The organism is Kineococcus sp. TRM81007, assembly GCF_022669155.1.
GTDB lineage: Bacteria > Actinomycetota > Actinomycetes > Actinomycetales > Kineococcaceae > Kineococcus.
This window is the reverse complement of the sequence record NZ_JALBVB010000034.1, coordinates 67,329-91,066: the sequence shown is the minus strand read 5'-3', so window position 1 is coordinate 91,066 and position 23,738 is coordinate 67,329. Positions and strand designations below refer to the sequence as shown.

Annotated in this window: 27 protein-coding genes; 11 read left to right on the top strand and 16 right to left on the bottom strand. The window is 75.9% G+C overall.

Annotation, left to right across the window (positions count from 1 at the left end; translation table 11 throughout):
* Window positions 1–95: 95 nt before the first annotated feature.
* On the bottom strand, window positions 96–1,238 hold the full coding sequence (locus tag MN205_RS21500) for a site-2 protease family protein (RefSeq protein ID WP_242124614.1): 1,143 nt from the start codon (window positions 1,236–1,238) through the stop codon (window positions 96–98).
* Between the two features lie 229 nt (window positions 1,239–1,467).
* On the opposite strand from MN205_RS21500, the gene MN205_RS04255 reads away from it, so the two are divergent.
* Window positions 1,468–2,400: a PD-(D/E)XK nuclease family protein gene (locus MN205_RS04255; RefSeq protein WP_242124612.1), complete on the top strand. Its 933-nt coding sequence runs from the start codon at window positions 1,468–1,470 to the stop codon at window positions 2,398–2,400.
* A gap of 202 nt (window positions 2,401–2,602) precedes the next feature.
* Window positions 2,603–3,334 (top strand): hypothetical protein, encoded by a 732-nt coding sequence (locus MN205_RS04250; protein ID WP_242124610.1) that lies wholly within the window; start codon window positions 2,603–2,605, stop codon window positions 3,332–3,334.
* A gap of 37 nt (window positions 3,335–3,371) precedes the next feature.
* Here the strand turns inward: MN205_RS04250 and MN205_RS04245 are convergent, their stop codons facing one another.
* Window positions 3,372–4,190, bottom strand: a complete 819-nt coding sequence (locus MN205_RS04245) for an alpha/beta fold hydrolase (protein ID WP_242124609.1) — start codon at window positions 4,188–4,190, stop codon at window positions 3,372–3,374.
* A 42-nt stretch (window positions 4,191–4,232) separates the two neighbouring features.
* Window positions 4,233–4,970: an HAD family phosphatase gene (locus MN205_RS04240; protein ID WP_242124607.1), complete on the bottom strand. Its 738-nt coding sequence runs from the start codon at window positions 4,968–4,970 to the stop codon at window positions 4,233–4,235.
* Window positions 4,971–4,995: 25 nt separating this feature from the next.
* On the opposite strand from MN205_RS04240, the gene MN205_RS04235 reads away from it, so the two are divergent.
* The 4 genes from MN205_RS04235 to MN205_RS04220 all read left to right on the top strand — a co-directional run bounded on the left by MN205_RS04235 (window position 4,996) and on the right by MN205_RS04220 (window position 8,090).
* A complete protein-coding gene (locus MN205_RS04235) occupies window positions 4,996–5,886 on the top strand; it encodes a PAC2 family protein (RefSeq protein ID WP_308220232.1) in 891 nt (296 codons plus the stop codon).
* 121 nt (window positions 5,887–6,007) lie between these two features.
* Entirely contained in the window at window positions 6,008–6,640 is a 633-nt protein-coding gene (locus MN205_RS04230; protein WP_242124605.1) for an AIM24 family protein, read from the top strand.
* Entirely contained in the window at window positions 6,637–7,305 is a 669-nt protein-coding gene (locus tag MN205_RS04225; RefSeq protein ID WP_242124603.1) for an AIM24 family protein, read from the top strand. The genes MN205_RS04230 and MN205_RS04225 overlap by 4 nt, the downstream gene beginning before the upstream one ends.
* A gap of 17 nt (window positions 7,306–7,322) precedes the next feature.
* Window positions 7,323–8,090, top strand: a complete 768-nt coding sequence (locus tag MN205_RS04220) for an AIM24 family protein (RefSeq protein WP_374115839.1) — start codon at window positions 7,323–7,325, stop codon at window positions 8,088–8,090.
* 41 nt (window positions 8,091–8,131) lie between these two features.
* On the opposite strand, the gene MN205_RS04215 is transcribed toward MN205_RS04220, so the two are convergent.
* The 6 genes from MN205_RS04215 to MN205_RS04190 form a co-directional block, all read right to left on the bottom strand.
* The gene (locus MN205_RS04215) at window positions 8,132–9,439 is read right to left on the bottom strand and encodes a DUF3500 domain-containing protein (RefSeq protein WP_242124598.1); all 1,308 of its coding nucleotides are present in this window, start codon (window positions 9,437–9,439) and stop codon (window positions 8,132–8,134) included.
* A gap of 70 nt (window positions 9,440–9,509) precedes the next feature.
* Entirely contained in the window at window positions 9,510–9,839 is a 330-nt protein-coding gene (locus MN205_RS04210) for a hypothetical protein (RefSeq protein ID WP_242124596.1), read from the bottom strand.
* Entirely contained in the window at window positions 9,839–11,134 is a 1,296-nt protein-coding gene (gene mshC / locus MN205_RS04205) for a cysteine--1-D-myo-inosityl 2-amino-2-deoxy-alpha-D-glucopyranoside ligase (RefSeq protein ID WP_242124594.1), read from the bottom strand. Before mshC ends, MN205_RS04210 begins: the two co-directional genes overlap by 1 nt.
* An 86-nt stretch (window positions 11,135–11,220) precedes the next feature.
* Window positions 11,221–12,192 carry an SCO1664 family protein gene (locus MN205_RS21495; RefSeq protein ID WP_242124591.1) on the bottom strand — a complete coding sequence of 324 codons (972 nt, stop codon included), beginning with the start codon at window positions 12,190–12,192 and terminating at the stop codon, window positions 11,221–11,223.
* Between the two features lie 17 nt (window positions 12,193–12,209).
* Window positions 12,210–12,773, bottom strand: a complete 564-nt coding sequence (locus MN205_RS04195) for a DUF3090 domain-containing protein (RefSeq protein WP_242124590.1) — start codon at window positions 12,771–12,773, stop codon at window positions 12,210–12,212.
* A gap of 116 nt (window positions 12,774–12,889) precedes the next feature.
* Window positions 12,890–13,624, bottom strand: coding sequence for a histidine phosphatase family protein (locus tag MN205_RS04190; protein ID WP_242124588.1), 735 nt, complete (start codon window positions 13,622–13,624; stop codon window positions 12,890–12,892).
* 101 nt (window positions 13,625–13,725) lie between these two features.
* Between MN205_RS04190 and MN205_RS04185 the strand changes: the two genes are divergently transcribed.
* Complete coding sequence (locus tag MN205_RS04185) at window positions 13,726–14,862, top strand: magnesium and cobalt transport protein CorA (RefSeq protein WP_242124586.1); 1,137 nt, start codon at window positions 13,726–13,728, stop codon at window positions 14,860–14,862.
* A gap of 79 nt (window positions 14,863–14,941) precedes the next feature.
* On the opposite strand, the gene MN205_RS04180 is transcribed toward MN205_RS04185, so the two are convergent.
* Together MN205_RS04180 and MN205_RS04175 are read right to left on the bottom strand one after the other, a co-directional pair.
* Window positions 14,942–15,784, bottom strand: a complete 843-nt coding sequence (locus tag MN205_RS04180; RefSeq protein WP_242124806.1) for an undecaprenyl-diphosphate phosphatase — start codon at window positions 15,782–15,784, stop codon at window positions 14,942–14,944.
* 210 nt (window positions 15,785–15,994) lie between these two features.
* A complete protein-coding gene (locus tag MN205_RS04175; protein ID WP_242124584.1) occupies window positions 15,995–16,366 on the bottom strand; it encodes a primosomal protein in 372 nt (123 codons plus the stop codon).
* Between the two features lie 123 nt (window positions 16,367–16,489).
* On the opposite strand from MN205_RS04175, the gene MN205_RS04170 reads away from it, so the two are divergent.
* The 3 genes from MN205_RS04170 to MN205_RS04160 all read left to right on the top strand — a co-directional run bounded on the left by MN205_RS04170 (window position 16,490) and on the right by MN205_RS04160 (window position 18,495).
* Window positions 16,490–16,711 carry a DUF5703 family protein gene (locus tag MN205_RS04170; protein WP_242124582.1) on the top strand — a complete coding sequence of 74 codons (222 nt, stop codon included), beginning with the start codon at window positions 16,490–16,492 and terminating at the stop codon, window positions 16,709–16,711.
* A 142-nt stretch (window positions 16,712–16,853) separates the two neighbouring features.
* Complete coding sequence (locus tag MN205_RS04165; protein ID WP_242124580.1) at window positions 16,854–17,993, top strand: LLM class flavin-dependent oxidoreductase; 1,140 nt, start codon at window positions 16,854–16,856, stop codon at window positions 17,991–17,993.
* Entirely contained in the window at window positions 17,986–18,495 is a 510-nt protein-coding gene (locus MN205_RS04160; protein WP_242124579.1) for a MarR family winged helix-turn-helix transcriptional regulator, read from the top strand. Before MN205_RS04165 ends, MN205_RS04160 begins: the two co-directional genes overlap by 8 nt.
* Before the next feature lie 74 nt (window positions 18,496–18,569).
* Here the strand turns inward: MN205_RS04160 and cynS are convergent, their stop codons facing one another.
* From cynS to MN205_RS04140, 5 genes are all read right to left on the bottom strand, one after another.
* Window positions 18,570–19,058, bottom strand: a complete 489-nt coding sequence (cynS, locus tag MN205_RS04155) for a cyanase (protein ID WP_242124577.1) — start codon at window positions 19,056–19,058, stop codon at window positions 18,570–18,572.
* Window positions 19,059–19,095: 37 nt separating this feature from the next.
* Complete coding sequence (locus MN205_RS04150; protein ID WP_374115833.1) at window positions 19,096–19,950, bottom strand: formate/nitrite transporter family protein; 855 nt, start codon at window positions 19,948–19,950, stop codon at window positions 19,096–19,098.
* A gap of 152 nt (window positions 19,951–20,102) precedes the next feature.
* A complete protein-coding gene (locus tag MN205_RS20245) occupies window positions 20,103–20,228 on the bottom strand; it encodes a hypothetical protein (RefSeq protein ID WP_255817879.1) in 126 nt (41 codons plus the stop codon).
* 2 nt (window positions 20,229–20,230) lie between these two features.
* The gene (locus tag MN205_RS04145; protein WP_374115832.1) at window positions 20,231–22,090 is read right to left on the bottom strand and encodes an ABC transporter ATP-binding protein; all 1,860 of its coding nucleotides are present in this window, start codon (window positions 22,088–22,090) and stop codon (window positions 20,231–20,233) included.
* A 71-nt stretch (window positions 22,091–22,161) separates the two neighbouring features.
* Window positions 22,162–22,518: a hypothetical protein gene (locus MN205_RS04140; protein ID WP_242124573.1), complete on the bottom strand. Its 357-nt coding sequence runs from the start codon at window positions 22,516–22,518 to the stop codon at window positions 22,162–22,164.
* 107 nt (window positions 22,519–22,625) lie between these two features.
* Here MN205_RS04140 and MN205_RS04135 point away from each other — a divergent pair, with 107 nt between their 5' ends.
* A complete protein-coding gene (locus MN205_RS04135; protein ID WP_242124571.1) occupies window positions 22,626–23,636 on the top strand; it encodes an MsnO8 family LLM class oxidoreductase in 1,011 nt (336 codons plus the stop codon).
* The last annotated feature ends 102 nt before the right edge of the window (window positions 23,637–23,738 follow it).

The following is a 23,738-nucleotide window of genomic DNA, read 5'->3' as shown; positions in this document are numbered from 1 at the left end:
TCGTGCGGGGGTGCTCGTGCGGGGGTGCTCGTGCGGGGGTGCTCGTGCGGGGGTGCTCGTGCGGGGGTGCTCGTGCGGGTGGTGGGGCGCGCGGTTCAGCGCGCGGTGACGGCGGCGACGACGTCGCCGGTGTGCAGCAGGCCCTCCACGCGCCCGCCGGCGCCGAGGACGACGTGCTCGCCGGGGCGGGCGGCGACCGCGTCCAGCAGCGCCTCGCCGGTCAGGTCGCCCGGCAGCCAGCAGCGGGGCGGCAGCGCGCGGGCGGTGGCCCCGGCGCCGAGCGCGCCGCGCCGCTCCAGCGGCACCCGGCTCAGGGCGGCGGTGTCCACGACGGCCACCGGCACGCCGTCGTCGGTGACGAGCACGACCTCCAGGTCGCGGGTGCTGCCGGCGGTGGCGCCGGCGTCGATGGCGGCGCGGGCCGCGCGCACCACCTCCTCGACGGTGGCGCGGGAGCTGACGGCGATGGCCGGGCGCTGCAGGGCGCGCGCGGACAGCAGCGGCACCCGGCGACGCTGGGCGGCGAACTGCAGCGCCTGGGAGGCGCCCTGCCACAGCAGGGCGCTGACGAGCCCGGCCCACACCACCTGCGTCAGCGTCGCCTGCCACCCCAGCAGGCGGGGCACGGCGACGGCGGCCACCAGGGTGAGCGCGGCGAGCACCCTGCCGGCCCAGGCGGCGGCGACGGTGCCGGCCAGGCGGTCGCCGCGCACCTTCCACACCACCGCCTCCAGGGCGTGACCGCCGTCCAGGGGCAGGCCCGGCAGCAGGTTGAAGGCGGCCAGCAGCACGTTGGAGACGGTCAGGGCGCCCAGCAGCAGCTCACCGACCCCGACCGGGCCGGGCTGGGCGCGCACCACCTCCCCGGCCTGGTGGGCGGCCAGCGCGAGCGCGCCGTTGGCGACCGGCCCGACCACGGCGATGAGCAGGCTGCGGCCCGGGCCGACGTCGCCGTCCTGGAAGGTGGTGTGCCCGCCCCAGACGTTCAGGACGATGCCGGACACGCGCAGGCCCGACCAGCGGGCGGCCAGGGCGTGGGCGACCTCGTGCACGAGCACGGACAGCAGCAGCAGCACCGCGTAGGAGAAGGCCACCAGGTAGGACGCCGGGCCGGGCACCCGCACCGAGACCACGGGGGCGAAGACCCACACGATGACGGCGGCGAAGAGGAACCACGAGGGCGCGAGCAGCAGCGGGACGCCGAAGGGGCGCCCCAGGCGGATGCCGGCGCCGTTCACCGGGCCTCGCCGGCGGGGCGGTCGGTGACTCGGGGGCTGCGCACCCGCCGATCCTAGGCGGCCGTGAGCGACCGTCCGCCCCGCCCCGCCGTGCCCCGCCCCGCCCCGCCGCGCCCCGCCGTGCCCCGCCCCGCCGCGCCCCGGCCCGGCGGACGCCCGCGCCGCCGGGGTGGTCCTGCGGGCGGTGCGTGCGAGCACCCGTGTCGGGGGCGGCACCTAGCCTGCCGGCGTGTCCAGCACCACCACCGACGTGCCCGGCTCCCCCGAGCGGCCCGGCGAGCCCGTGGCCGACGGCGGTCCCCCGCCCGGCACGGCTGCGGGGACGGCTGCGGGTCGCGCGCGGGGTCTGTCGCCGTCCCGGGCGGCGGACTTCCTGCGGTGCCCGCTGCTGTACCGCTTCCGCACGATCGACAGGCTGGAGGAGGCGCCTTCGCCGGCGGCGGCGCGCGGAACCCTCGTGCACGCGGTGCTGGAGCGGCTCTTCGACCTGCCGGCCGCCGAGCGCACCCCCGAGGCGGCGTGCGGGATGGTCGAGGAGCGCTGGCGGGAGCTGCTGGCCGGCGATGAGCGCCTGGGCGCGCTGTTCGGCGACGACGAGGACGGCCGCGCTGCGCTGCAGCGCTGGCTGGCGCAGGCGCGCTCGCTGCTGCGGCGCTACTTCGACCTGGAGGACCCCACCCGGCTGGAGCCGGCCGGGCGGGAGGTGCGGGTGGAGGTGCCGCTGGAGGGCGGCCCGGTGCTGCGCGGGGTGGTGGACCGCCTGGACGTGGCCCCGGACGGCCGGCTGCGGGTCGTCGACTACAAGACGGGCCGGGCGCCGTCCGACCGCTTCGCCGCGGCCGCCCTGTTCCAGATCCGCTTCTACGCCCTGGTGCTGTGGCGGCTGCGCGGGGTGGTGCCGCGCTCGCTGCGGCTGGTGTACCTCGGTTCGGGCGAGGTGCTGGGCCACTGCCCCGACGAGGACGACCTGCGCGCCACCGAGCGCGAGGTGCGGGCCGTGTGGGAGGCCATCGAGCGCAACCGCGCCAGCGGCGAGTGGCCGGCCACCCCGGGGAGGCTGTGCTCGTGGTGCGACCACAAGGCGCTGTGCCCGGCGTTCGGCGGCACCCCACCGCCCCTGCCCGGCGGGGACGTCGCCCAGGACCCGCCCCGCGGAGCGTGACGGTGCTCGACCGGGCGCTGGCCCTGGCGCTGGCCCTGACGGCGACGGTGTTCGCGTGAGGCAGCTCCGGCGCCGGCTCCGGTCGAGGGGCTGAGGAGGCGCCCGGGACCGGCGTCGGCGGGGGACCTCGGTGCGCCCCGGGTGGTCCGCGTGCGGCGCGGGCGCGCTTGACGGCGGGTGGTGCGCCGCTAGCGTCGTCGGGGTGCTCGATGCGTCGTCCACCCCGCTGCCGCCGGTGCGTGCGCCGTGGCGCGGGTGGGCCGGGGTGCGTGCCGCCCTGCTGGCCGTGACGCTCGTGGTGCTTCTGGTGACGCTCGTGTTCGGGGAGCGCGCCGCCGACGTGCAGGACCTGCGGGTCGCCGCTCGAGCCGGGCGCGTCGCCGGCGTGCAGGTGGTCGGCGGCCTGCCGGCGGGGGCCACGGGTGAGGTCGTGCAGCGGGTGCGCTGGCGCGCCGACTGGCGCGGGGCGTGGCAGGTGCGGAGCGCCGAGGTCCGCCTGGTCAGCGACGAGCACCTCGTCGGCGCGCTCTCCGACGCGGTCGGCGAGGCGTCGGCGCTGCCGGTGACCACCCGCGACGTCGGGCAGGCGGTGCGGGCGTGGGATCCGGGCGTGCGCGTCGAGCGCGTCGAGCACGCCCGGGGCTTCGTCCTGTCCGCCCGCGTGCTGGGCGCCACCGTGCGCGGCTGGGTGGTCGTGCTGCTGGTGGTGCAGTCGCTGGGCGCCCTGCTGGTGCTGATCGGCGCCGCGGAGCCGTGGTGGGCGACGCGGTGGGCGTGGTTCTGGCTGTTCTCGCTGCCCCTGGGCACCACGGCGTTCCTGCTGCTGTCCGGTCCGCTGCCCGGCCGCCGGCAGCACGCGCCCGGCTCGCGGCGCCTGCGGGGCGGGTGGGCGTTCGTCCTGGCGGTGCTGGTGGGTGGGTCGGGGGCGCTGTGAGCGCGCGGGCGGCGGCGGGGTGCGCTCCAGGTGCGGTTCAGGTGCGGTCGGTGAGCCAGGCCCGCAGGGCGGTGGCCAGGTGCACGGGCTGGTCGAGGTGGACCAGGTGCCCGGCGTCGGGGACCACGGTGAGACCGGCACCGGGGATCAGTGCGGCCAGGCGGTGCGCGCGCTCGACCGGGACCCAGGTGTCCTCGGCACCCCAGACGACGTGCACCGGCAGGTCCAGCGACGGGTAGAGCGGTTCGATGACGTCGGTGAACGCCTCGTCGGCCTGGGCGACCTGGCGGTAGAACGCCTCCTGCCCCTGCGGGGTGACCCACGGCGCCAGGAGCGCGTCGAGCTGGGCGTCGGTGAGGCCGCGGTGGCTGGCTCCGGCGACGTAGGCGCGCAACGCCCCGGCGTGCACGGCCGGCGGCAGGGCGGCGAAGACGGCGGCGTGCTCGCGCACGAGGCGGAAGAACGGCGAGCCCCACGGCGCCAGGGCGACGGCGTCGACCAGGGCCAGGGACGCGCAGCGGGCACCGTGCAGCAGGTGGGCGCGCAGGGCGACGGCGCCGCCGACGTCGTGGGCGACCACGTGCGGCGCGTCGAGGTCCCAGTGCCGCAGCAGGTCGGTGAGCAGTTCCCCCTGGACGTCGAGGGAGACGGCGTGCTCGGGGTCCTTGGAGGAGGCGCCGTAGCCGGGCATGTCCCACAGGTGGACCGTGAAGTCGGCTGCCAGGGCCTGCGCGTAGGGGGCCCACAGCCACGACGACCAGGGGGTGCCGTGGCAGAGGACCACCGCGGGCCCGGTGCCGAGACGCGTCCAGCGGACCCGCCGGCCGCGCCAGTCGAGGACCTGGTCGAGGTGCACGCCGCGCAGCCTCCCAGACCGCCCAGGGCCCGCGGGAGGGCCTCAGGCGCCGGCGAGCGAGTCGATGACCCCGCCGGCGGCCACGCGCCCCAGGGCGTCGGCGTCCAGCTCGGCGAGGGAGGCCACGCGGCTGCGCCCCGGGGCGGCGGGGATGGGCACCATGTGCGGGCAGGCGACGACGCGGCAGCCGGCGGCCTCGCCGGAGGCCACGCCGGGGGCGGAGTCCTCCAGCACCACGCAGTCACCCGGGTCCACGCCCAGCAGCGCGGCGGCGCGCAGGTACGGGTCGGGGTGCGGCTTGCCGCGCTCCACCTCGTCACCGGCGACGACGACGGCGAAGGCGCCGGGCACGAGGGCGGCCACGGTGCCGGCCAGGGAGCGGTACGACATCGTCACCAGCGCGCACGGCACGCCGCGCTCCCCCAGCTCGCGCAGCAGCCGCAGCGCGCCGGGGCGCCACACCACGCTCGCCGACACCTGGTGCACCACCTCGGCGATCAGCTCGGCGACGATGGCGCCGGGGTCCAGGTGCACCCCGGCCTCGGCAGCCAGGTGCGCAGCCAGCAGGCGCCCGGAGTCGGGCAGGGCGCTGCCGACGAGCTGCAGGGCCTGCTCGTGCGACCAGCTCGCGCCGTGCCGGGCCATCAGGGCGTGCTCGGCGGCGATCCAGTGCGGTTCGGTGTCGACGAGCGTGCCGTCCATGTCCCACAGCACGGCGGCGGGCAACGCCCGCGGCGGCTGGGGGGTCGGCGCGTCGGGGGTCGGTGTGTCGGTGGGCATCGACCGGTGAGTCTAGGGTTGGAAGGTGCTTGAGCAGCCTGACGACGTGAGGCCGGCGGCGCCGGTGCTGCGCGACCCCGTGGTGATCGCGGCCTTCGAGGGCTGGAACGACGCCGGGGAGGCGGCCAGCCAGGCGGTCGCGCACCTGCACGAGGTGTGGGGGGGCGTCGAGCTCGCCGAGTTCGACCCGGAGGAGTACCACGACTTCCAGGTCAACCGGCCCACCGTGCACTTCGACGACGACGGCCGGCGCCGGCTGACGTGGCCGACCACGCGCGTGTCGTACGCGCGCCTGCCCGACTCCTCGCGCGACGTGCTGCTGGTGCGCGGCATCGAGCCGTCGATGCGCTGGCGCACCTACGCCGCCGAGGTCGTCGCCCACGCGCGCGCCGTGGGGGCCAGCATGGTGCTGACGCTGGGGGCGCTGCTGGCGGACGTGCCGCACACGCGGCCGCTGCCGGTGACCAGCAGCAGCGAGGACCCGGACCTGGTGGAGAAGCTGGACATCGAGCCGTCGCGCTACGAGGGGCCCACCGGCATCGTCGGCGTGGTGCAGGACGCGGTGGCCAACGCCGGCATCGCGTCGGTGTCGCTGTGGGCGGCGGTGCCGCACTACGTGGGGCAGCCGCCGTCGCCGAAGGGCACGCTGGCGCTGCTGCACCGGGTGGAGGAGCTGCTGGGCGTGCCGGTGCCGCTGGGTGAGCTGCCGGAGGACGCGCGCGCCTGGGAGCGCGGGGTGGACGAGCTGGCCGGTGAGGACAGCGAGATCGCCGAGTACGTGCAGCAGCTGGAGGAGGCGAAGGACACCGCGGAGCTGCCCGAGGCCAGCGGTGAGGCGATCGCGCGGGAGTTCGAGCGGTACCTGCGCCGGCGCGACGACCCGCCGCGGCGCGACGACGGCCCCCGCCGGGGCTGACCCCGCGCGGCGGGGCGGTCCCGGCGGCGCACGGGCGGGTTCCCCGGCGATCACCGGCACGCCATGATGGGGCGGTGAGGAGCCCGGCCGCCGGCCGGGCCCGTGCGGGGAGGGTGGTCGGGTGAGCTGGCGGCTGGGGACGCCGCGGGTCCTGGTGGTGGACCTGGACGGCAGCGCGGCGAGCGCGGTGCGGGCGCGCACCGGCTCGATGGTCGCCTACGAGGGCGAGGTGACCTTCAAGCACGCCGGTTCCGGGGGCGGCGGTGGCCTGCGGGCGGCGTTCAAGCAGCGCCTGACCGGTGAGTCGCTGCCGCTGGTGGAGGTCAGCGGCCGCGGCAGCGTGCACTTCGCGGTGGACGCCGGGAACGTGCTGCTGCTGGACCTGGCCGGCCAGGTGCTCAAGGCGGAGTCGGAGAGCCTGCTGTGCCTGTCGGAGGGGTTGCGCACCGACGTGGTGTTCAGCGGGTTGCAGGGCGCCTCCAGCGGTCAGGGGCTGTTCACCACGAGCGTCACCGGGCACGGCCGGGTGGCGCTGATCTCGATGGGCGGGCCGCCGATCGCGCTGCGGGTGGCCCCGGGCACGCCGCTGGTGGTGGACCCGGACGCCTACGTCGGCGCCCTGGGGGACGTGCGGCAGTCGTTCGTCACCGACGTGTCGTGGCGCAACCTGCTCGGGGAGTCCTCCGGGGAGGCGTTCTCGCTGCGCTTCGAGGGGCAGGGCACCGTGTTCATCCAGCCGGAGGAGCGCCGATGACGTTCACGACCGTCACCTCAAAGGTGGTGCTGGCGCAGGTCGCCCCCGGCCGGGAGGTGCTGGCGCGGCGCGGCGCGATGCTCGCCGTCACGGGCCGGGTCACCTTCTCCCCCGTGGCCGGCGGTCCCGGCGGCGGCGCCTACGGCGGCGGGCTGGCCGCGTCGCTGGCGCGCGGGGTGCAGGGTGAGGCGGTGGCGCTGATGGTCGCCGAGGGCAGCGGGGCGGTGCACTACGGCTTCCACGGCCACCACGTGACCGTCATCGAGCTGGACGGCTCGCGGCCGCTGTCGGTGGAGGCGGACCGACTGCTGGCGCACGACGCGTCGCTGTCCAGCTCGGTGGTGTTCCTCGGTCAGCAGGGGGGCCTGCGCGGGGCGGTGCGCGGCGCCGTCACGGGGCAGGGGATGTTCACCACCCAGCTGTCCGGGCGCGGCTCGGTGGCGGTGCTCTCGCACGGCGGCACGTTCGCGCTGCCGGTCAGCGGCGGCCGCCAGGTGGTGGTGGACCCGCAGGCGTACGTCGCGCACGAGGGCGACCTGCGCGTGGACGTCGCCGCGGCCGTGTCGTGGCGCGACGCGGTCGGGCGCGGTTCGGGGGAAGCGGTGCAGCTGAGGGTGTCCGGGGAGGGCACCGTGCACGTGCAGGCCAGCGAGGAGAAGCTGTGAGCGCTGCTGGAGGAGCCGTGGGCGTGGAAGCGCTGGACCCGGCCACGCTGCCGGAGCACGACAACCTGCCGGGCAACGCGTACGCGTACTGCGTGCGGCTGACGGGGCCGCTGTTCGTGCAGACCGGCCGGATGATCGCCTACTACCCGGCCGGTGGCGGCACGATCCGCTTCGAGCCGCTGACGGCGACGTCGCTGGGGTCGATGGTCGCCGAGCGGTTCTCCTCGCCGCTGTACAGCCGCGACTGGGTGGTGGCCAACGGCCAGGGGCACGTGATCCTGGGCGACCGCGGGTACGACATCAACTCCTACGACCTCGACGACGGCAACCTGACGGTGCGGGCGTCGAACCTGCTGGCCTTCGACGCGGGGCTGGAGCTGAAGGAGTCGATCATCCCGGGGTTCCTGACCCTGCTGGGCACGGGGAAGTTCCTCGCCAGCTCCTCCGGGCCGGTGATCTTCGTCGAGCCGCCGGTGCGGGTGGACCCGGAGGCGCTGGTGGGGTGGGCCGACTGCCCTGCCCCGGCGCAGCACTTCGACGCCGGCTGGATGGGGCACTTCCTCGGCGCAGCGCGCGGGGCGCTGTTCGGCACCCGTTCCGGCGAGGAGCGCCAGTACGACTTCACCGGCGCCGGCACGGTGCTGCTGCAGAGCTCCGAGCGCGTCCTGGAGGACCCGCACGTGCTGCAGCGCCTGGAGGGCGAGGTGCGCCAGCTGGGCACCGGGCAGCTGCAGCGCCTCGGCTCCGTGGTGCAGCAGGAGATCGCCCAGCGCCAGCAGGGCTGAACCCGAGGGTGCGGGGGGGCGGGCCCGGGGCCCGCCCCCCGTCAGGCGCTCGCGGGCGCGGCGCCGGAGGGCACCTGGCCGTTCCCGGGCGCACCGGCGGGTGCTCCCCCACCGCCGGGCCCACCGCCCGTGCCGGTGCTCTCCTGCTGGGTGACGCTGCCGGCGTAGTCCTCGCCCGGGTCGCGGTAGATGGTGTGCACGTGCCCCCACCCGGAGGTGGTGACGCCGTCGACGTCGGCGCCGGCGGAACCCTGCTGGGCGGCGAACTCGACGTACACGTCGGGGCCGGAGACCTGGAAGTAGATCCCGTCTCCCTGGGTCGTGTCGTAGACGGTCGCGCCGGACCAGTTGACGTACGTCTCGTCGAGGGTGGCCTCGATCTCGGCGAGCGCCTCGGCGGTCGTCTCCTCGTCGGCCAGGCCCACCCAGTTGGCGACGACGTCGAGCAGCAGCTGCTCCTGCTCGTCGGTCAGGTCCGCGCCGGACAGGCCGGTGCCGGTGGGGTACTCGCAGGTGCTGCCCGGGGCGCAGACCATGGCGGAGACCTCCTCGCCCTGGTAGAGCGCGGCGAGCTGCTCCTCGGTGAGGCTGTCGTAGAAGGCGAAGGCGGTCTCGTACATCCCGGCCAGCGGCTGGACCTCCTCGCCGTCGGCGTTCGTGTAGACCGCGGGCTGGGTGCCCAGGTGGGTGGGGGCGAAGGTGATCGAGCCGGCGGCGCCGTCCAGGGTGGCGTTGATGCCGAGGTGGTGGCCACCGAACTGGACCTCCCAGGCGCTGGTGTCGGAGGGGTCGCCGAAGAAGGCGATGTAGTACTGCCCGAGCGAGTCCTCGGTGGAGCTGCTGCTGTCGGCGAGGTACTGGTCGCCGCCGATGATGCCGGTGACGGTGGCGTAGCCCTCCTCGGACAGCAGCGCCTCGAGGACGGCCGTGGCGGCGTCCTGCTGCTCGGCGGTGAGGTCGGCGAGGTTCAGCCCGGCGCGCTCGACGAAGGTGACGGGGAAGTTCGACCACGAGGTGGTCTTCGTCTCGTCGTCGTAGGCGTAGAGCACCGCCTCGCGCTGCTCCTCGGACAGGGTCGCCAGGAACGCCTCGGCCGCCGCGGCGGTGTCGGTGGTGGTCCGGCTGGTGGTGGTCGCGTCGGCGCTGCCGGAGGAGGAGGTGTCGATCGCTGTGGTCGACGCGGTGCTGCTCGTGGTGGTGCTGGTCGTCGTCCCGGCCGCCGCGGTGCCGGTGGTGGTGGCCGAGCAGCCGGCGAGCGCCAGGCTGCCGGCGAGCAGCAGCGCGGCGCCGGAGGCCGCGCGTCGGCGCAGCGCCGCGGTGGTCAGCGGGGCGAGGGGGTTCCACGTCATGCGGAGAGGATCGGCACGGCTCCTGTGGTGGTCCTGTGCCTGCTCTGGGCGCCGGCCACGGGATCGCGTCTCAGCCCGGGCCGGTGCGGCGCGCGCGCTGGTAGTCCGTCCACGCGCGCGTGCACGCCGGGCAGCGGCAGCCGAGGTTGCGGTACCCGTTGGCCGAGCCGTGCCGCGGGTCGGTGGGGTCCTCGCGGAAGGCTGCCGCCGCCTGCGGCCCGGAGCGTCGCGCGCTCACCCCCAGGCCCAGCTCGGTGCGCCAGGTGCGCACCGTGGGGTGGCTGACGCCCAGGGCCCGGCCGGCCTCCTGCTGGCTCAGGTGCGCGGTGGCCTCGACGGCCTCGCGCCAGGTGGCGTGCCCGGCCCGGCGGGCCACCTCCTCGCGGTCGTGGCGGGGCATCAGGGCAGCCGCACGCCCAGCAGCGCGGTGACGGTGCGGCGCACCAGCTCCGGTGCGCCGTCCTGGCCGCCCGCACCGGTGCCGGCGAGCGCCGCGTCGGCCCAGGCGTCGACGGCGGCCACGGCCCCGGGAGCGTCGAGGTCGTCGGCGAGGCGTTCGCGCACGCGCGCCAGGACGGGTGCGGCGTCCGGCCCGGCGGGCAGGGCGACGGCGCGGGCCCAGCGGGCGTGGCGCTCGCGGGCCTCGGCGAGCACGGCGGGGGTCCACTCCCAGTCACTGCGCCAGTGGTGGGCGACGATCGCCAGGCGCACGGCGGCGGGGTCCTCGCCGGCGGCGCGCAACCGGGAGACGAGTTCGAGGTTGCCCCTGGACTTGCTCATCTTCTCGCCGTCGAGGGCGACCATGCCGGAGTGCGCGTACAGGTGCGCGAAGGGGGTGGCGTGCGGGCGCAGCACGTGGGCGTGGGAGGCGCCCATCTCGTGGTGCGGGAAGAGCAGGTCGCTGCCGCCGGCCTGCACGTCGACGGGGGTGCCGAGGTGCTGCAGGGCGATGGCGGTGCACTCCACGTGCCAGCCGGGGCGGCCGCGGCCGAGCTCGCCGGCGTCCCAGCCGGGCTCACCGTCGCGCTGCACCCGCCACAGCAGCGGGTCCAGCGGGTCGCGCTTGCCGGGGCGGTCCGGGTCGCCGCCGCGCTCGGCGGACAGGGCGAGCATCTGCTGCCGGTCCAGGTGGGAGACGTCGCCGAAGGCGGGGTCGGCGGCGACGGGGAAGTAGACGTCGCCGTCGGGGGCGCCGTCGGTTCCGGGCACCCGGTAGGCGGCGCCGGCGGCGAGGAGGTCGCGCACGGCCGCCGAGACGAGGTCGACGGCCTCGACGACGCCGAGGTACTGCTGCGGGGGGATCACGGACAGGGCGGCCATGTCCTCGCGGAACAGTTCCACCTGGGAGGCGGCCAGCTCGGTCCAGTCCACGCCGGTGGCCGTCGCGCGCTCGAGCAGCGGGTCGTCGACGTCGGTGACGTTCTGCACGTAGGCGACGGCCAGGCCGGCGTCTCGCCAGGCGCGCTGCAGCAGGTCGAAGGCGACGTAGGTGTTGGCGTGACCCAGGTGGGTGGCGTCGTAGGGGGTGATGCCGCACACGTACAACGTCGCGGTGCCCTCGGAGGGGCCGGCGGGCTGGAGGCGGCCGGTGCTGGAGTCGTGCAGGTGGACCCGCGGACCGCGCCCGGGCAGCGCAGCGGTGCCCGGGCCGTCGCCGGGCAGGGTGGTGGGGTCGGGGGCGGGCCAGGAGCGCACGGGCCGAACCTACCCGCGCCGCCGCGTCCCGCCGCGCCTGGGGGCGGGGGCGCGGGCGGGGGCGCGGGCGGGGGCGCGGGCGGGGGTCAGAACGGCGGCCAGGGGATGGTGCGCTGCCCGCGCGGGCGGGGCAGGCGGCCGGTGCGCAGCAGCCGCTCCACGCGTTCGAGGGTGGCCACGGCCTCCTCGACGCTCAGCAGGTCGGTGAGGACCTCCCCGAGCCGCTCGCCGAGGTCGCCGCGCAGCCGTTCCAGCACGTCTCGCTCGTGCTCGTCCAGCGCCTCGCCGCCCCAGCCCCACAGCACGGTGCGCAGCTTCGGCTCGGCGTGGAAGGTCAGGCCGTGGTCCACGCCGTGCACGGCGCCGCCCCAGCCGGGCAGCACGTGCCCGCCCTTGCGGTCGGCGTTGTTGAGCACCGCGTCCAGGACGGCGATGCGGCGCAGGCGCGGGTCGTCGGCGTGCGCGAGGACGACGGGGCGCCCGGAGTAGTCCTCCGCGTGCAGCACCGGCAGCCAGCCGGGGGGGAGCTCGCGGGGGGTGGTGATGTCCACCAGGCCGGCGCCGGGCTGCGGCAGGACCACCACGTGGTCGTCGCGGTCGTCGCGGTCGTCGTGGTCGGCGTCCTGGTCGTCGTCGGCGCCCTCGTCCGCGGCGTCCAGGGCCCCGTCGTCGGCGGCACCGTCGAACCCGTCGACCTCGACGAGCTCCTCCAGCTCCGCCGGGCCGGCCGCCTCCTCGGGCGGGGCCTGCAGCCACAGCTGCACGCTGCCCGGGCCCAGGGGGCCGTCGCGCAGGACGGTGGGGGGCACCACGTCCCAGCCGGTGGCGGCCGAGACCGCGTAGGAGGCGACCTCGCGGCGGGCGAGGGTGTCGTCGGGGAAGTCCCACAGCGGGCGCTCGCCGGCCACCGGCTTGTACACGCACGCCAGCTCCGCGCCGCCGGAGGCGACCACGGAGTACAGGGTGGCGTTGGAGGCGTCGGCGAGGCGGCCGCGGACCCGCAGCTCGCCGGCGGCCAGGTGCACCAGCGCGTCGGCCTCGGGGACGCCGGCGAACACGCCCGGGGTGGGGCCGCTCAGCGCCGGTAGCCGTTCGCGCGCGGGCACACGTGGCCGGCCGGGTCCAGCGGCCCGGCGCAGAACGGGCACGGCGGCCGGCCGGCCGCGACCAGGGCGGTGGCGCGCTGGGAGAAGGCGCGGGCGCTGGCGCCGTCGAGGGAGACGCGCAGCAGGTTGCGGGCCGGGTCGGGAGCCAGCGCCGCCTCGGCGTCCTCGAGGGCCTCGACGTCGTCGTCGTCGACCTCGAAGCACTCGATGACGACGACCTGACGGTCGGAGTCCCACGCCAGGCTCATCGTGCCGACCCGGAACTCCTCCTCGATCGGCACCTCCAGCGGTCCGGTGTCCTCCGTGCCGGAGGGCGGCAGCGCCGGCACGGGCGCCTGGCCGCCGGAGCGGCGCACGATCTCGTCGAGCAGCTCACCGACGCGCTCGGCCAGGGCGGCCACCTGGGCCTTCTCCAGCGCCACCGACGTCAGGCGCCCACCGGCGCGCGCCTGCAGGAAGAAGGTGCGCGACCCGGGTTCGCCGACGGTGCCGGCGACGAACCGCTCGGGCGGGTCGTAGTCGAAGACGGGCATGCTGCGACCCTAGCGCCGCGCGCGGGACGTGCCCGGTGGGGCGCCGCCGGGCCGGTGGGACCCGGGCCGGCGAGGGCCCCGGCCGGGTGGTGGGCCGGGGTGGGGCGGGAACGTCCTCAGGTGCCGGTGGCGCCGCCGACGACGGCGTCGGAGGAGGCCGCACCGCGCGCCCCCGCCGCCCGGCGCCGCCCCTTGCGACGCGGGGCGAGGGCGGCCAGGTCGCCGCCGGAGTCGTTGGTGCGCAGCACGAACGGCCGCAGCGGCGCGTAGCGCACGACGGAGACGGAGCAGGGGTCGGCGCTGAGGCGCTGGAAGAGGTCCAGGTGCATGCCCAGGGCGTCGGCCAGCAGCGCCTTGACGACGTCGCCGTGGGTGACGGCCATCCACACGGCGTCCTCGCCGTGCTCGGCGGCGACGCGGGCGTCGTGCTCGCGCACGGCGGCCACCGCGCGGTGCTGCATGTGCGCCAGCCCCTCGCCGTCGGCGCCGGGGAAGACGGCCGCGGAGGGGTGCGCCTGCACCGTCTTCCACAGCGGTTCCCTCGCCAGGGTCTTCAGCTCCCGGCCGGTCCAGTCGCCGTAGCGCACCTCGCCCAGGCGTTCCTCCACGAGCGCGCCGGGCCGTTCGCCGTCGGGCCCGGGCACGGCCCGCAGCAGCTCGGCGGTCTGCCGGCAGCGCTCCAGCGGGGAGGTGACGACCGCGGCCAGCGGCAGCGGCGCCAGGCGCTGCGCGAGGGCGGTGGCCTGCTGCTCGCCGTGCTCGTCCAGGCGGACCCCGGGCGTCCAGCCGGCCAGCACGCCGGCGGTGTTGGCCGTGGTGCGGCCGTGGCGGACGAGCAGCAGGGTCGGCACGGGCGCCAGCGTAGGCGCTGCTCCCCCGCGACCCGCGGGCACCGCCCCGCGCGGGCACCGCCCCGCGAGCGCCGTCCCGGCGCGGACGGCACGATGGCGCCGTGATCGTGGACGTGGCGACCTACGTGGACGGACGGCGCGGGGAGGTGCAGGACCTCTCCGGGGCGCTGCAGCACTGCCGCCGGCAGTTGGAGGGCTTCCTGTGGCTGGGGCTGGAGGACCCGGGCGAGGACGAGTTCGCGCGGGTGGCCGAGGCGCTCGGGCTGCACCCGCTGGCGGTGGAGGACGCCGTCGAGGGCCACCAGCGCCCCAAGGTGGAGCGCTACGGCGACACGCTGTTCGTGGTGCTGAAGGCGCTGTCGTACTTCGACGAGCGGTCGGCGGTGGAGACGGCCGAGGTGATGCTGTTCGTCGACGACCGGTTCGTGGTCAGCGTGCGCCGCGGCCGGTCGCAGTCGCTGGCGGCGGTGCGCGAGGCGCTGCAGGAGGACCCGGAGCGGTTGCGGCGGGGGCCGCACGCGGTGCTGCACGGGGTGCTGGAGCGGCTCGTCGACGAGTACGAGGCCATCGACCTGGAGCTGGAGCGCGACGTGGCGCAGATGGAGGAGCAGGTCTTCTCCCCCGAGCGCAGCTCCGACGCCGAGCGCATCTACAACCTCAAGCGGGAGGTGCTGGAGGTGCGGCGGGCGGTGGCGCCGCTGGTGACGCCGCTGAAGCAGCTGCTGGCCGGCGGCGGTGACGTCGGCCGTGACGTCGGCCGTGACGTCGGCCGTGACGTCGGCCGTGACGTCGGCCGTGACGGTGACGCCGGCCGTGACGGTGACACCGGCCTCGACGGTGACACCGGCCTCGACGGCGTCGAGGGGCTCGGTGGGATCGACGGGATCGACGGGGTCGACGACACGGACGGTGGTGAGCAGGCGCTGCTGGAGCTGCGCGACGTGCTCGACGGCCTGGTGCGCACGGTGGAGCACGTGGAGGGTTACGACCGCCTGCTCACGGACGTGCTCAACGCGCACCTGGCCCAGGTGTCGGTGCGCCAGAACGACGACATGCGCAAGATCTCGGCGGTCGCGGCGATGTTCGCGGTGCCCACGCTCGTCGCGGGGATCTACGGCATGAACTTCGAGCACATGCCGGAGCTGGACTGGTGGTGGGGGTACCCGGCGTGCCTGCTGCTGATGCTGGGGATCTGCCTGGGGATGTTCCGGGCGTTCAAGCGTTCCGGCTGGCTGTAGGGGCCCGCGCCGCCTCCGGTGCGGCTCGCGCCCGCGCGCCCCGGTCCGGGGCGCACGGGCGCGGTGCGCGGGCGGGCGATCAGCCGACGGCGGCGTCGTTCCAGGCGGGCAGGACACCGGCGACGACCAGGGCGTACACGAGCACGGCCAGCACGATGCGGTACACGACGAACACGGTGTAGCTGTGCGTGGTGATGAAGCGCATCAGCCAGGCGATGACGGCGTAGCCGACGACGAACGCGACGACGGTGGCGACCGCCGTGGGGCCCCAGGACACGCTCGCCCCCGCGCTGAGCTCGTCGTAGAGCTGGAAGAAGCCGGAGGCCACCACGGCGGGGATGGCCAGCAGGAAGGAGTACCGGGCCGCCGCCTCACGGGTGTAGCCCAGCAGCAGGCCCATCGTGATGGTGCCGCCCGAGCGCGAGACGCCGGGGACCAGCGCCAGGGCCTGCGCCAGGCCGAACAGCAGGCCGTGCTTCCAGGTGAGGCGGTCCAGGGTGCGTTCCTTGCGGCCGAAGCGGTCCGCGGCACCCAGCAGCAGCGCGAACACCCACAGGGTGGTGCCGATCAGGACGAAGCCGCGCAGCACCGTCTCGATCTGGTCCTTGAAGGCCAGGCCCAGCACGCCGATGGGGATCGAGCCGAGGATGACCAGCCAGCCCATGCGCGCGTCCGGGTCCGAGCGCGGCACCCGCCCGGCTAGCGACAGCGCCCAGCGGCTGACGATGCGGGCGATGTCGCGGCGGAAGTACAGGACCACCGCCGCCTCGGTGCCCAGCTGGCTGATGGCGGTGAACGCCGCGCCGGGGTCGTCGGCCCCGATGAGGGTGCCGGCGATGGCCAGGTGGGCGCTGGAGGAGATCGGCAGGAACTCCGTCAGGCCCTGCACCAGGCCGAGGAGGACCCCCTCGCCCAGACCCATGCTCACGCGGCGGCTCCCGCGGGCCGCCGGCCGGTGCCGGGTGCGAGGGGCCGTTCCGGCGGGCAGGGGGCGGTCAGGTCGGGAGGGGCTGTGAGCACGGTCGGACACTACCGAGGAGCACGCCGGCGCCCGTGCGGCGTGCGGGGGCGCCACGACAGCCGCTGGGAGCGATCACCGAACCCTCACACCGGCCGGTGCAGCGCCCCGGGCTCAGCGGCGGGGCGCCGAGCCCGGCCGGGCGTCGTCCTCGTCCTCGTCGTCCTCGTCGTCCTCGTCGTCCTCGTCGTCCTCGTCGTCCTCGTCGTCCTCGTCGTCGCCGAGGGCGTCGTCCTCGTCGTCGTCGAGGGCGTCGTCGTCGCCGTCCTCCCGCTCGTCCTCCACGTCGTCGTAGAGGACGAAGGGGGTGACCTCGTCGTAGGCGTCGTAGATGGCCTCCTCGTACACCTCGAAGGCGTCGGCGAGGCGCTGGTAGGCGTCGGCGACGGCGGGGTCGGCCTCCCCCCGCCGGTTCGCCGCGGCGGCCAGGTGGTTCTCGAGGGATTCGACGAGACGCGCGAGGGCGGCGCGCGGATCGGGCGTCATGTGCCGACCGTATCGGAGAGCACGCCTCCGTGACGCGGTGCGGGATCACCGGTGCGGGATCACCGGTGCGGGATCGCCGCTGCGGGGACGCGCCGGCGCGCACGCGGGTGGACAATGGGTGCGATGTCCGCCGACACCTCCTCCACCGGGCGCCGCCCCGGCGACCAGTACGAGTACCGGGTCCTGACCCTGTCCCGGGAGACCACGCGCGCCGAGGCGCGCCAGCTGCTGACCGAGCAGGCCGAGTACGGCCACTGGGAGCTGGCGCGGGTGCGGCTGTACCTGGGCGGGGCGCGGCGCGTGTGGTTGCGCCGGAAGATCATCCGCGTCGCCCGCACCGGCTGACTCCTCGCCCGCCGTCCCTCCCCCGTGGTGCTCGTGCGCGGCCGGGCCCTGGCCCACCCGTGGCCGTCGGGGAACGCGAGGGCGCTCCGCCGCGTTGCGGCAGGTACATGCAGATGCATGGACTACACGAGGAGCGGTCACCATGCAGTTCGGGATCTTCACCGTCGGCGACGTCACGCCCGACCCCACCACGGGCCGGACCCCGACCGAGGCCGAGCGCATCCGTGCGATGACGACCGTCGCCGAGCACGCCGAGCAGGCCGGCCTCGACGTCTTCGCCACCGGTGAGCACCACAACCGCCCCTTCGTGCCGTCCTCGCCGACCACCCTGCTCGGCTACGTCGCCGGCCGCACCAGCCGCATCACCCTGTCGACGTCCACGACGCTCATCACCACCAACGACCCGGTGAAGATCGCCGAGGACTACGCGATGCTGCAGCACCTGTCGGGCGGGCGCACCGACCTGATGCTCGGCCGCGGCAACACCGCCCCCGTCTACCCCTGGTTCGGTCAGGACATCACCAAGAGCGTCGAGCTGACGGTGGAGAACTACCAGCTGCTGCGCCGGCTGTGGGACGAGGACGTCGTCACCTGGTCGGGGCGCTTCCGCACCCCGCTGGAGTCCTTCACCTCCACGCCCCGGCCGCTGGACGGCGTGCCGCCGTTCGTCTGGCACGGCTCCATCCGCACCCCGGAGGTCGCCGAGATCGCCGCGTACTTCGGCGACGGCTACTTCGCGAACAACATCTTCTGGCCCAAGGAGCACTACGTCCGGCTGATCACCCTCTACCGCGAGCGCTACGCCCACTACGGCCACGGCGCCCCGGAGCAGGCGATCGTCGGGCTGGGCGGGCAGGTGTTCATGGCGAGGAACAGCCAGGACGCGGTGCGCGAGTTCCGCCCCTACTTCGACAACGCCCCCGTGTACGGGCACGGCCCCTCGCTGGAGGAGTTCACCGCGCAGACCCCGCTGACCGTCGGCACGCCGGAGCAGGTGGTGGAGAAGACGCTGACGTTCCAGGAGTTCTTCGGCGACTACCAGCGCCAGCTGTTCCTCGTCGACCACGCCGGCCTGCCGCTGAAGACGGTGCTGGAGCAGATCGACCTGCTCGGCGAGCAGGTCGTGCCGGTGCTGCGCCGCGAGCTCGAGGCGCGCCGCCCCGCGCACGTGCCCAGCGACCCGCCCACCCACGCGAGCCGGGTCGCCGCCCGGGACGCCGCGAAGAACACCACCGGTGACGCCGGGAGCGCTGCGGCGGGCAGCGGGGTCGCCGGTGCCTGAGGAAGCCGGCGCCCCCGCGCGGGCCGACGCCGGCCGCGGCCCGGGGCGCACCCGGACCGCGGTCGAGGCGTGGGAGGCGGTCTTCCGCCTGCAGGCCACCCTGCTGCGCCGCTTCGCCGACGACGACGTGTGGGGCGGGCTGAGCGTGCGCGAGTACGACGTGCTCCACACCCTGTCGCGGTGCGCCGGGCACCGGGCCCGGCTGGGCGAGCTCAGCGAGCGGGTGTACCTGCCGCAGCCGTCGCTGAGCCGGCTGGTGGACCGCCTGCAGCGGCAGGGGCTGCTCGCGCGCGAGGCCGACCCGGCCGACCGGCGCGGCGTCGTCGTCACCCTCACCGACGCCGGCGCCCAGCGGCAGCGGGAGGTCGGCGGCCGGCACGCAGCCTCCATCGCCCGCCACCTGGGGCACGTCGACGCCGGCGACCTGCGCGAGCTGACCCGCCTGGCCGCGCGAGCCCTCCCGCCGGACGCGGTCCCCCCTCCCTCCCCCACCCCTCGGTGATCTCGCGCGGTTGAACGTTCACCCGTGCAAGATCACCGCGGGGTGGTGGGGCGGCGGGGTTCCGCGGGAGGCGGTCACCAGCGGTAGTCGAGGAACTTGCCGTCGAAGGTGACGACGACGCGGTCGCCGTCGGGATCCGGCCGGCGGGCGATGTCGACCTTGAAGTTGATGGCGCTCATGATGCCGTCGCCGAACTCCTCGTGGATCAGCTCCTTCAGCGCCGGGCCGTACACGGACAGCGCCTCGTGGAAGCGGTAGATCGTCGGGTCCGACGCCAGCGCCGGGTCGCTGCCGCGGTACGGCTGGTCCTGCAGCGCGGTGACGACCGACTCGTCCAGACCGAGCAGCTCGCCGGCGAGCCGTGCCTGCTCGGCGGTCATCGGGTGCTGCCCCAGCAGCGCCGCGGTCGTCCACACCAGCGGGGCGCCGAGTCGGTCGGCGATCTCGGCCCAGCCCAGGCCGGTGCGCGTGCGGGCGGCGCGCACGAGGGCGGCGGCCTCGGCCTTCGTCACCGGCGGCGTCGTCGTGGCGGGCGCGCTCGCGGGCGTCGTCGTCAGGGTCACGGTGTTCCTCCGTCGTCTGCGGGTGCGGCGGGTGCCGTCAGCGGGTGGGGGCCGGGACCTCGTCGCGCACGCCGACCTGGACGGGCACGGTGCGCGGGCGCCCGGTGCGCACGTGCGTGGTGTAGAGGGCCAGGCCGACGAACGTCAGACCGCCGACGAGGTTGCCGAGGACGGTGGGGATCTCGTTCCACACCAGGTAGTCGCCCAGCGAGTACGAACCACCCAGCAGCAGGCCCGTCGGGAACAGGAACATGTTGACGACCGAGTGCTCGAAGCCCATGTAGAAGAACACGATGATGGGCATCCACATCGCGATGACCTTGCCGGAGACGCTGGTGGACATCAGCGCCCCGACGACGCCGGTGGAGACCATCCAGTTGCACAGCACGCCGCGCACGAACAGCGTGAGCATGCCGGCGGCCCCGTACTCGGCGTACCCGACGGTGCGGTCCTCCCCGATCTCACCCAGGCGCTGACCGACCTCGTTGGGGTCCACCGCGAAGCCGAAGGTGACGACGATCGACATCATCAGCGCCACGGTCAGCGCCCCGGCGAGGTTGCCGGTGAAGACCAGGCCCCAGTTGCGCAGCATCGAGCGCCACGTCACCCCGGGGCGGCGGTCGATCAGGGCCAGCGGCACGAGCGTGAACACGCCCGTCAGCAGGTCGAAGCCGAGCAGGTAGAGGATGCAGAAGCCGACGGGGAACAGCAGCGCCCCGACCAGGGCGTCGCCGGTCTGCACCGTGACGGTGACGGCGAACGCGGCCGCCAGTGCGAGGATCGCCCCGGCCATGTAGGCGCGCACCAGGGTGTCGCGCGTCGACATCAGGACCTTGGACTGCCCGGCGTCGATCATCTTTGTGACGAAGTCGGGGGGGCTCACGTAGGACACGGCGCTCGCTCCGGGGGTCGGCGGGCCGCGGACGGGCGGTCCGCGGCGGTGGGCTCGGGCGCCAGCGTGGGGCGTGCGTGTTTCACCGCGGTCAGCCCGGCGTGTCGGACGCGTCACATCTCGCTCACGGCGGCCGGGCGGGGTGTGAGGGCTCAGCCGGTGACCGCGCCGACGGCGCCGGCCAGGGCCAGCAGCGCTCCGGTCAGGCGCACCTCGTCGGCGCGCCGCGCCGGTGGGGTGCGCGCCGGTGGGGTGCGCGCCGGTGGGGTGCGCGGCACGGTCACGGCAGCGCGAACTGGGTGGCGTGCAGGTGCGCGTAGCGCCCGCCCAGGGCGACCAGCTCGGCGTGGGTGCCGCGCTCGACGACCCGGCCGTGCTCGAGCACGAGGATCTGGTCGGCGCCGCGGACGGTGGAGAGCCGGTGGGCGATGACCAGGGCGGTCCGGCCGGCCAGCGCCTCGTCGAGGGCGGCCTGCACGGCGGCCTCGGAGGCGGAGTCCAGGGAGGCGGTGGCCTCGTCGAGGACGACGACGCGCGGTTGCGCCAGCAGCAGCCGGGCGATGGTCAGGCGCTGGCGCTCCCCGCCGGAGAAGCGGTAGCCGCGCTCGCCGACCACGGTGTCCAGGCCCTCCGGCAGCGACGCGACCAGCTCGCCGAGGCGGGCGCGCTCCAGCGCCTCCAGCAGCTCGGCGTCGGGCGCACCGGGCCGGGCCAGCTGCAGGTTCGCGCGCAGCGTCTCGTGGAACAGGTGCCCGTCCTGGGTGACCACGCCCACGGCCTGCCGGAGCGAGGCGGCGCTGACCTCGCGCACGTCCACACCGCCCAGGCGGACCGCGCCGCCGGTGACGTCGTACAGGCGCGCCAGCAGCTGCGCGAGCGTGGACTTGCCCGCCCCGGAGGAGCCGACGAGGGCGACGACCTGGCCGGGCTCGATGCGGAAGGACACGTCGTGCACGACGGGGACACCGCCGCGCGCGTCGAGGACGGCGACGTCCTCCAGGGAGGCCAGGGAGACCTCGGAGGCGGCCGGGTAGGCGAAGTCGACGTGGTCGAACTCCACGGTCAGCGGCCCCGCCGGCACCGGTCGCGGGCGCTCCGGCTCGCGCACCAGCGGCACCAGGTCCAGCACCTCGAAGACCCGCTCGAAGCTGACGAGGGCGCTCATCACGTCCACCCGTGCACCGGCGAGCGCGGTCAGCGGTGCGTACAGGCGCGTCAGCAGCAGGGCCAGGGTGACGATGCTGCCGGCGTCCAGGCCCCCGCCGACGGCGATGAGACCACCGACGCCGTAGACGAGGGCCAGCGCGAGCGCCGAGGCGAGGGTGAGGGCGGTGATGAACACGGCGTTCAGCACGGCGGTGCGCACCCCGATGTCGCGCACGCGCCGGGCGGCCAGCGCGAAGGCGCGCGACTCGTCCTCGGGGCGGCCGAACAGCTTCACCAGGGTGGCGCCGGGGGCGGAGAAGCGTTCCGTGGACTGGTTGGTCATGGCGGCGTTCAACTGCGCGGCGTCGCGCGACAGGGCCGCCAGCCGCCGGCCCATGCGCTGGGCGGGCACCAGGAACACCGGCAGCAGCAGCAGGGCGAGCACCGTCACGCGCCAGGAGGTGCTGAGCATCACCCCGGCCGTGAGCACCACCGCCACGGCGTTGCCCACGACGCCGGACAGGGTGCCGGAGAACGCCCGCTGCGCGCCGAGCACGTCGCTGTTCAGGCGGCTGACCAGGGCGCCGGTGCGGGTGCGGTTGAAGAACGCCACGGGCATGCGCTGCACGTGGTCGAACACGCGGGTGCGCAGGTCGAGGATGAGGTCCTCGCCCAGCGTGGACGAGAGCCAGCGCACCCACAGCCCCAGGCCGGCCTCGGCGACGGCGACCAGGGCGATGAGCGACGCCAGCACCACCACGAGGCGGCGGTCGCCGGCGGTGACGGCTTCCACGGCGCGCCCGGCCAGCACCGGCGAGGCCACCGCCAGCACCGCGGTGAGCACGCTGCCGACGACGAACACGGCCAGGCGGGCGCGCCGCTCCCGCGCCAGGGCCAGGACCCGGCGCACGGTGGCGCGCGAGACGGGCCGCTGCTGCTGCTCCGCGCTGGTGGCTCTCCACAGGGACTGCCTGGCGGCCGACTCCATCGACACCCCCGCAGGCTAGGCCGCTCCTGTGGACGGGGCGGGAGCGGGGACCGCTGCGGGGCCGGTGGGAGCGGGAGTCACTCCCGCACGCTGGACGGCCACCGGACCGTGATCGTGGTCGTCTCCTGCGTGGGCGAGGACTCCCAGGTGTGCGACTCCCCCGGGTACCAGACGACGTAGTCCCCCGACGTCCGCAGCACCACCTCACCGGTGCGGAACCTGATCCGCTGGGAGCCGCTGACCAGCACGCACAGCGACGTCTGCGGCTCCGGCGTCGTCCACTCGTCGTCGCGGGAGCCGGGGGCCAGGCGCGCCCACTTCACCTCCACGTCGGCGCTGGCCAGCTCCGGTGCGCGCCCGGCCTTGAAGTGCCCGAGCAGCCAGCCCCCGTCCTCGGCGCCGTCGACGTCCGCGTTCCCCGCGTGCCAGCTCACGGCCACGATCCTGCCGCCGTGCCGGTGCACCGACCAGCCGGCGCGGCGGCACGGCGAGGGGGCCGGGCGGGACGCAGCGCCCCGGGCCGGGTGTTGCACCCGGCACCATGCCTGCACCCACCCCACCTGACCGGCCCGCCCTGTCGCTGCTGGACCGCACCCGGGCCACCGCCCCACCCGGAGGGGGTGCGGGCGACGACGCCGCCGCGGTGCGTGCGACGGTCGCTCGCGCGGTGCGCGCGCAGGCGCTGGGGTACCACCGCTTCTGGGTGGCCGAGCACCACGGGGTCCCCGGTGTCGTCGGCCCGGCGCCGGCGGTGCTGCTGGCCGCCGTCGCCTCGGCGCTGGAGCCGTCCTCGGCGCTGCGGATCGGCTCCGGCGGGGTGATGCTGCCGAACCACGTCCCGCTGGTGGTCGCCGAGCAGTTCGCCGTCCTGCAGGCCCTGCGTCCGGGCCGCGTCGACCTCGGGGTGGGCCGCTCGGCCGGTTTCACGGCCCCGGTGCGGGCGGCGCTGCGCGCCCCCGGTGCCGACGCGGAGGAGTTCACCGCCCGGCTGTCCGAACTGCTGGACCTGCTGCACGGGCGCGCGGCGGTGACGGTGCGCCCGCAGGTGCCGGCGCCGCCGGTCGCGGTGCTGGCCACCGGTGCCGGCCTGGTGAGCGCCGCGCACCTGGGACTGCCCGTCGTGGTGGGCGGCCCGGTGCTGGACGACCCGGGGCGCCTTGCGCAGTACCGGGAGCGCTTCGTGGACCGAGGTCACGGCGGCCCGCGCGTGACGGTGCTGGTCGACGTGCTCGTGGCCGACGACGAGGCCGCGGCCCGGCGCGAGCTGCTGCCGCAGGCGTGGTCGCTGGCGGTCTCCCGCACCCGCGGGGAGTTCCCGCCGTTGCCGGCCCCCGGCGACGTCCGGCTGGCCGACCTCACGGCCCGCGAGCGCCGCACGGTGGACGCGGTCCTGGCGCAGACCGTCGTCGGCACCGAGGCCCAGGTGCGCCGGCGGGTCGGCGACCTGCTGGGGCGGGTCGGGGCCGGTGAGCTCATGGTCGCCACCACCGTGCACGACGCGGACCTGCAGGCGGAGTCCGACGCGCGCCTGGCGGACGCGCTGCTCGGGTGACGGACGCGCCGTGGCGAGCTGCCCCCGGCGCCGGCTCCCGGGTGGTGAGCACGCACGGCAGTCCGGTCCAGGGCGGTCCGGCCACCCGGCCGGGGCGGGGCA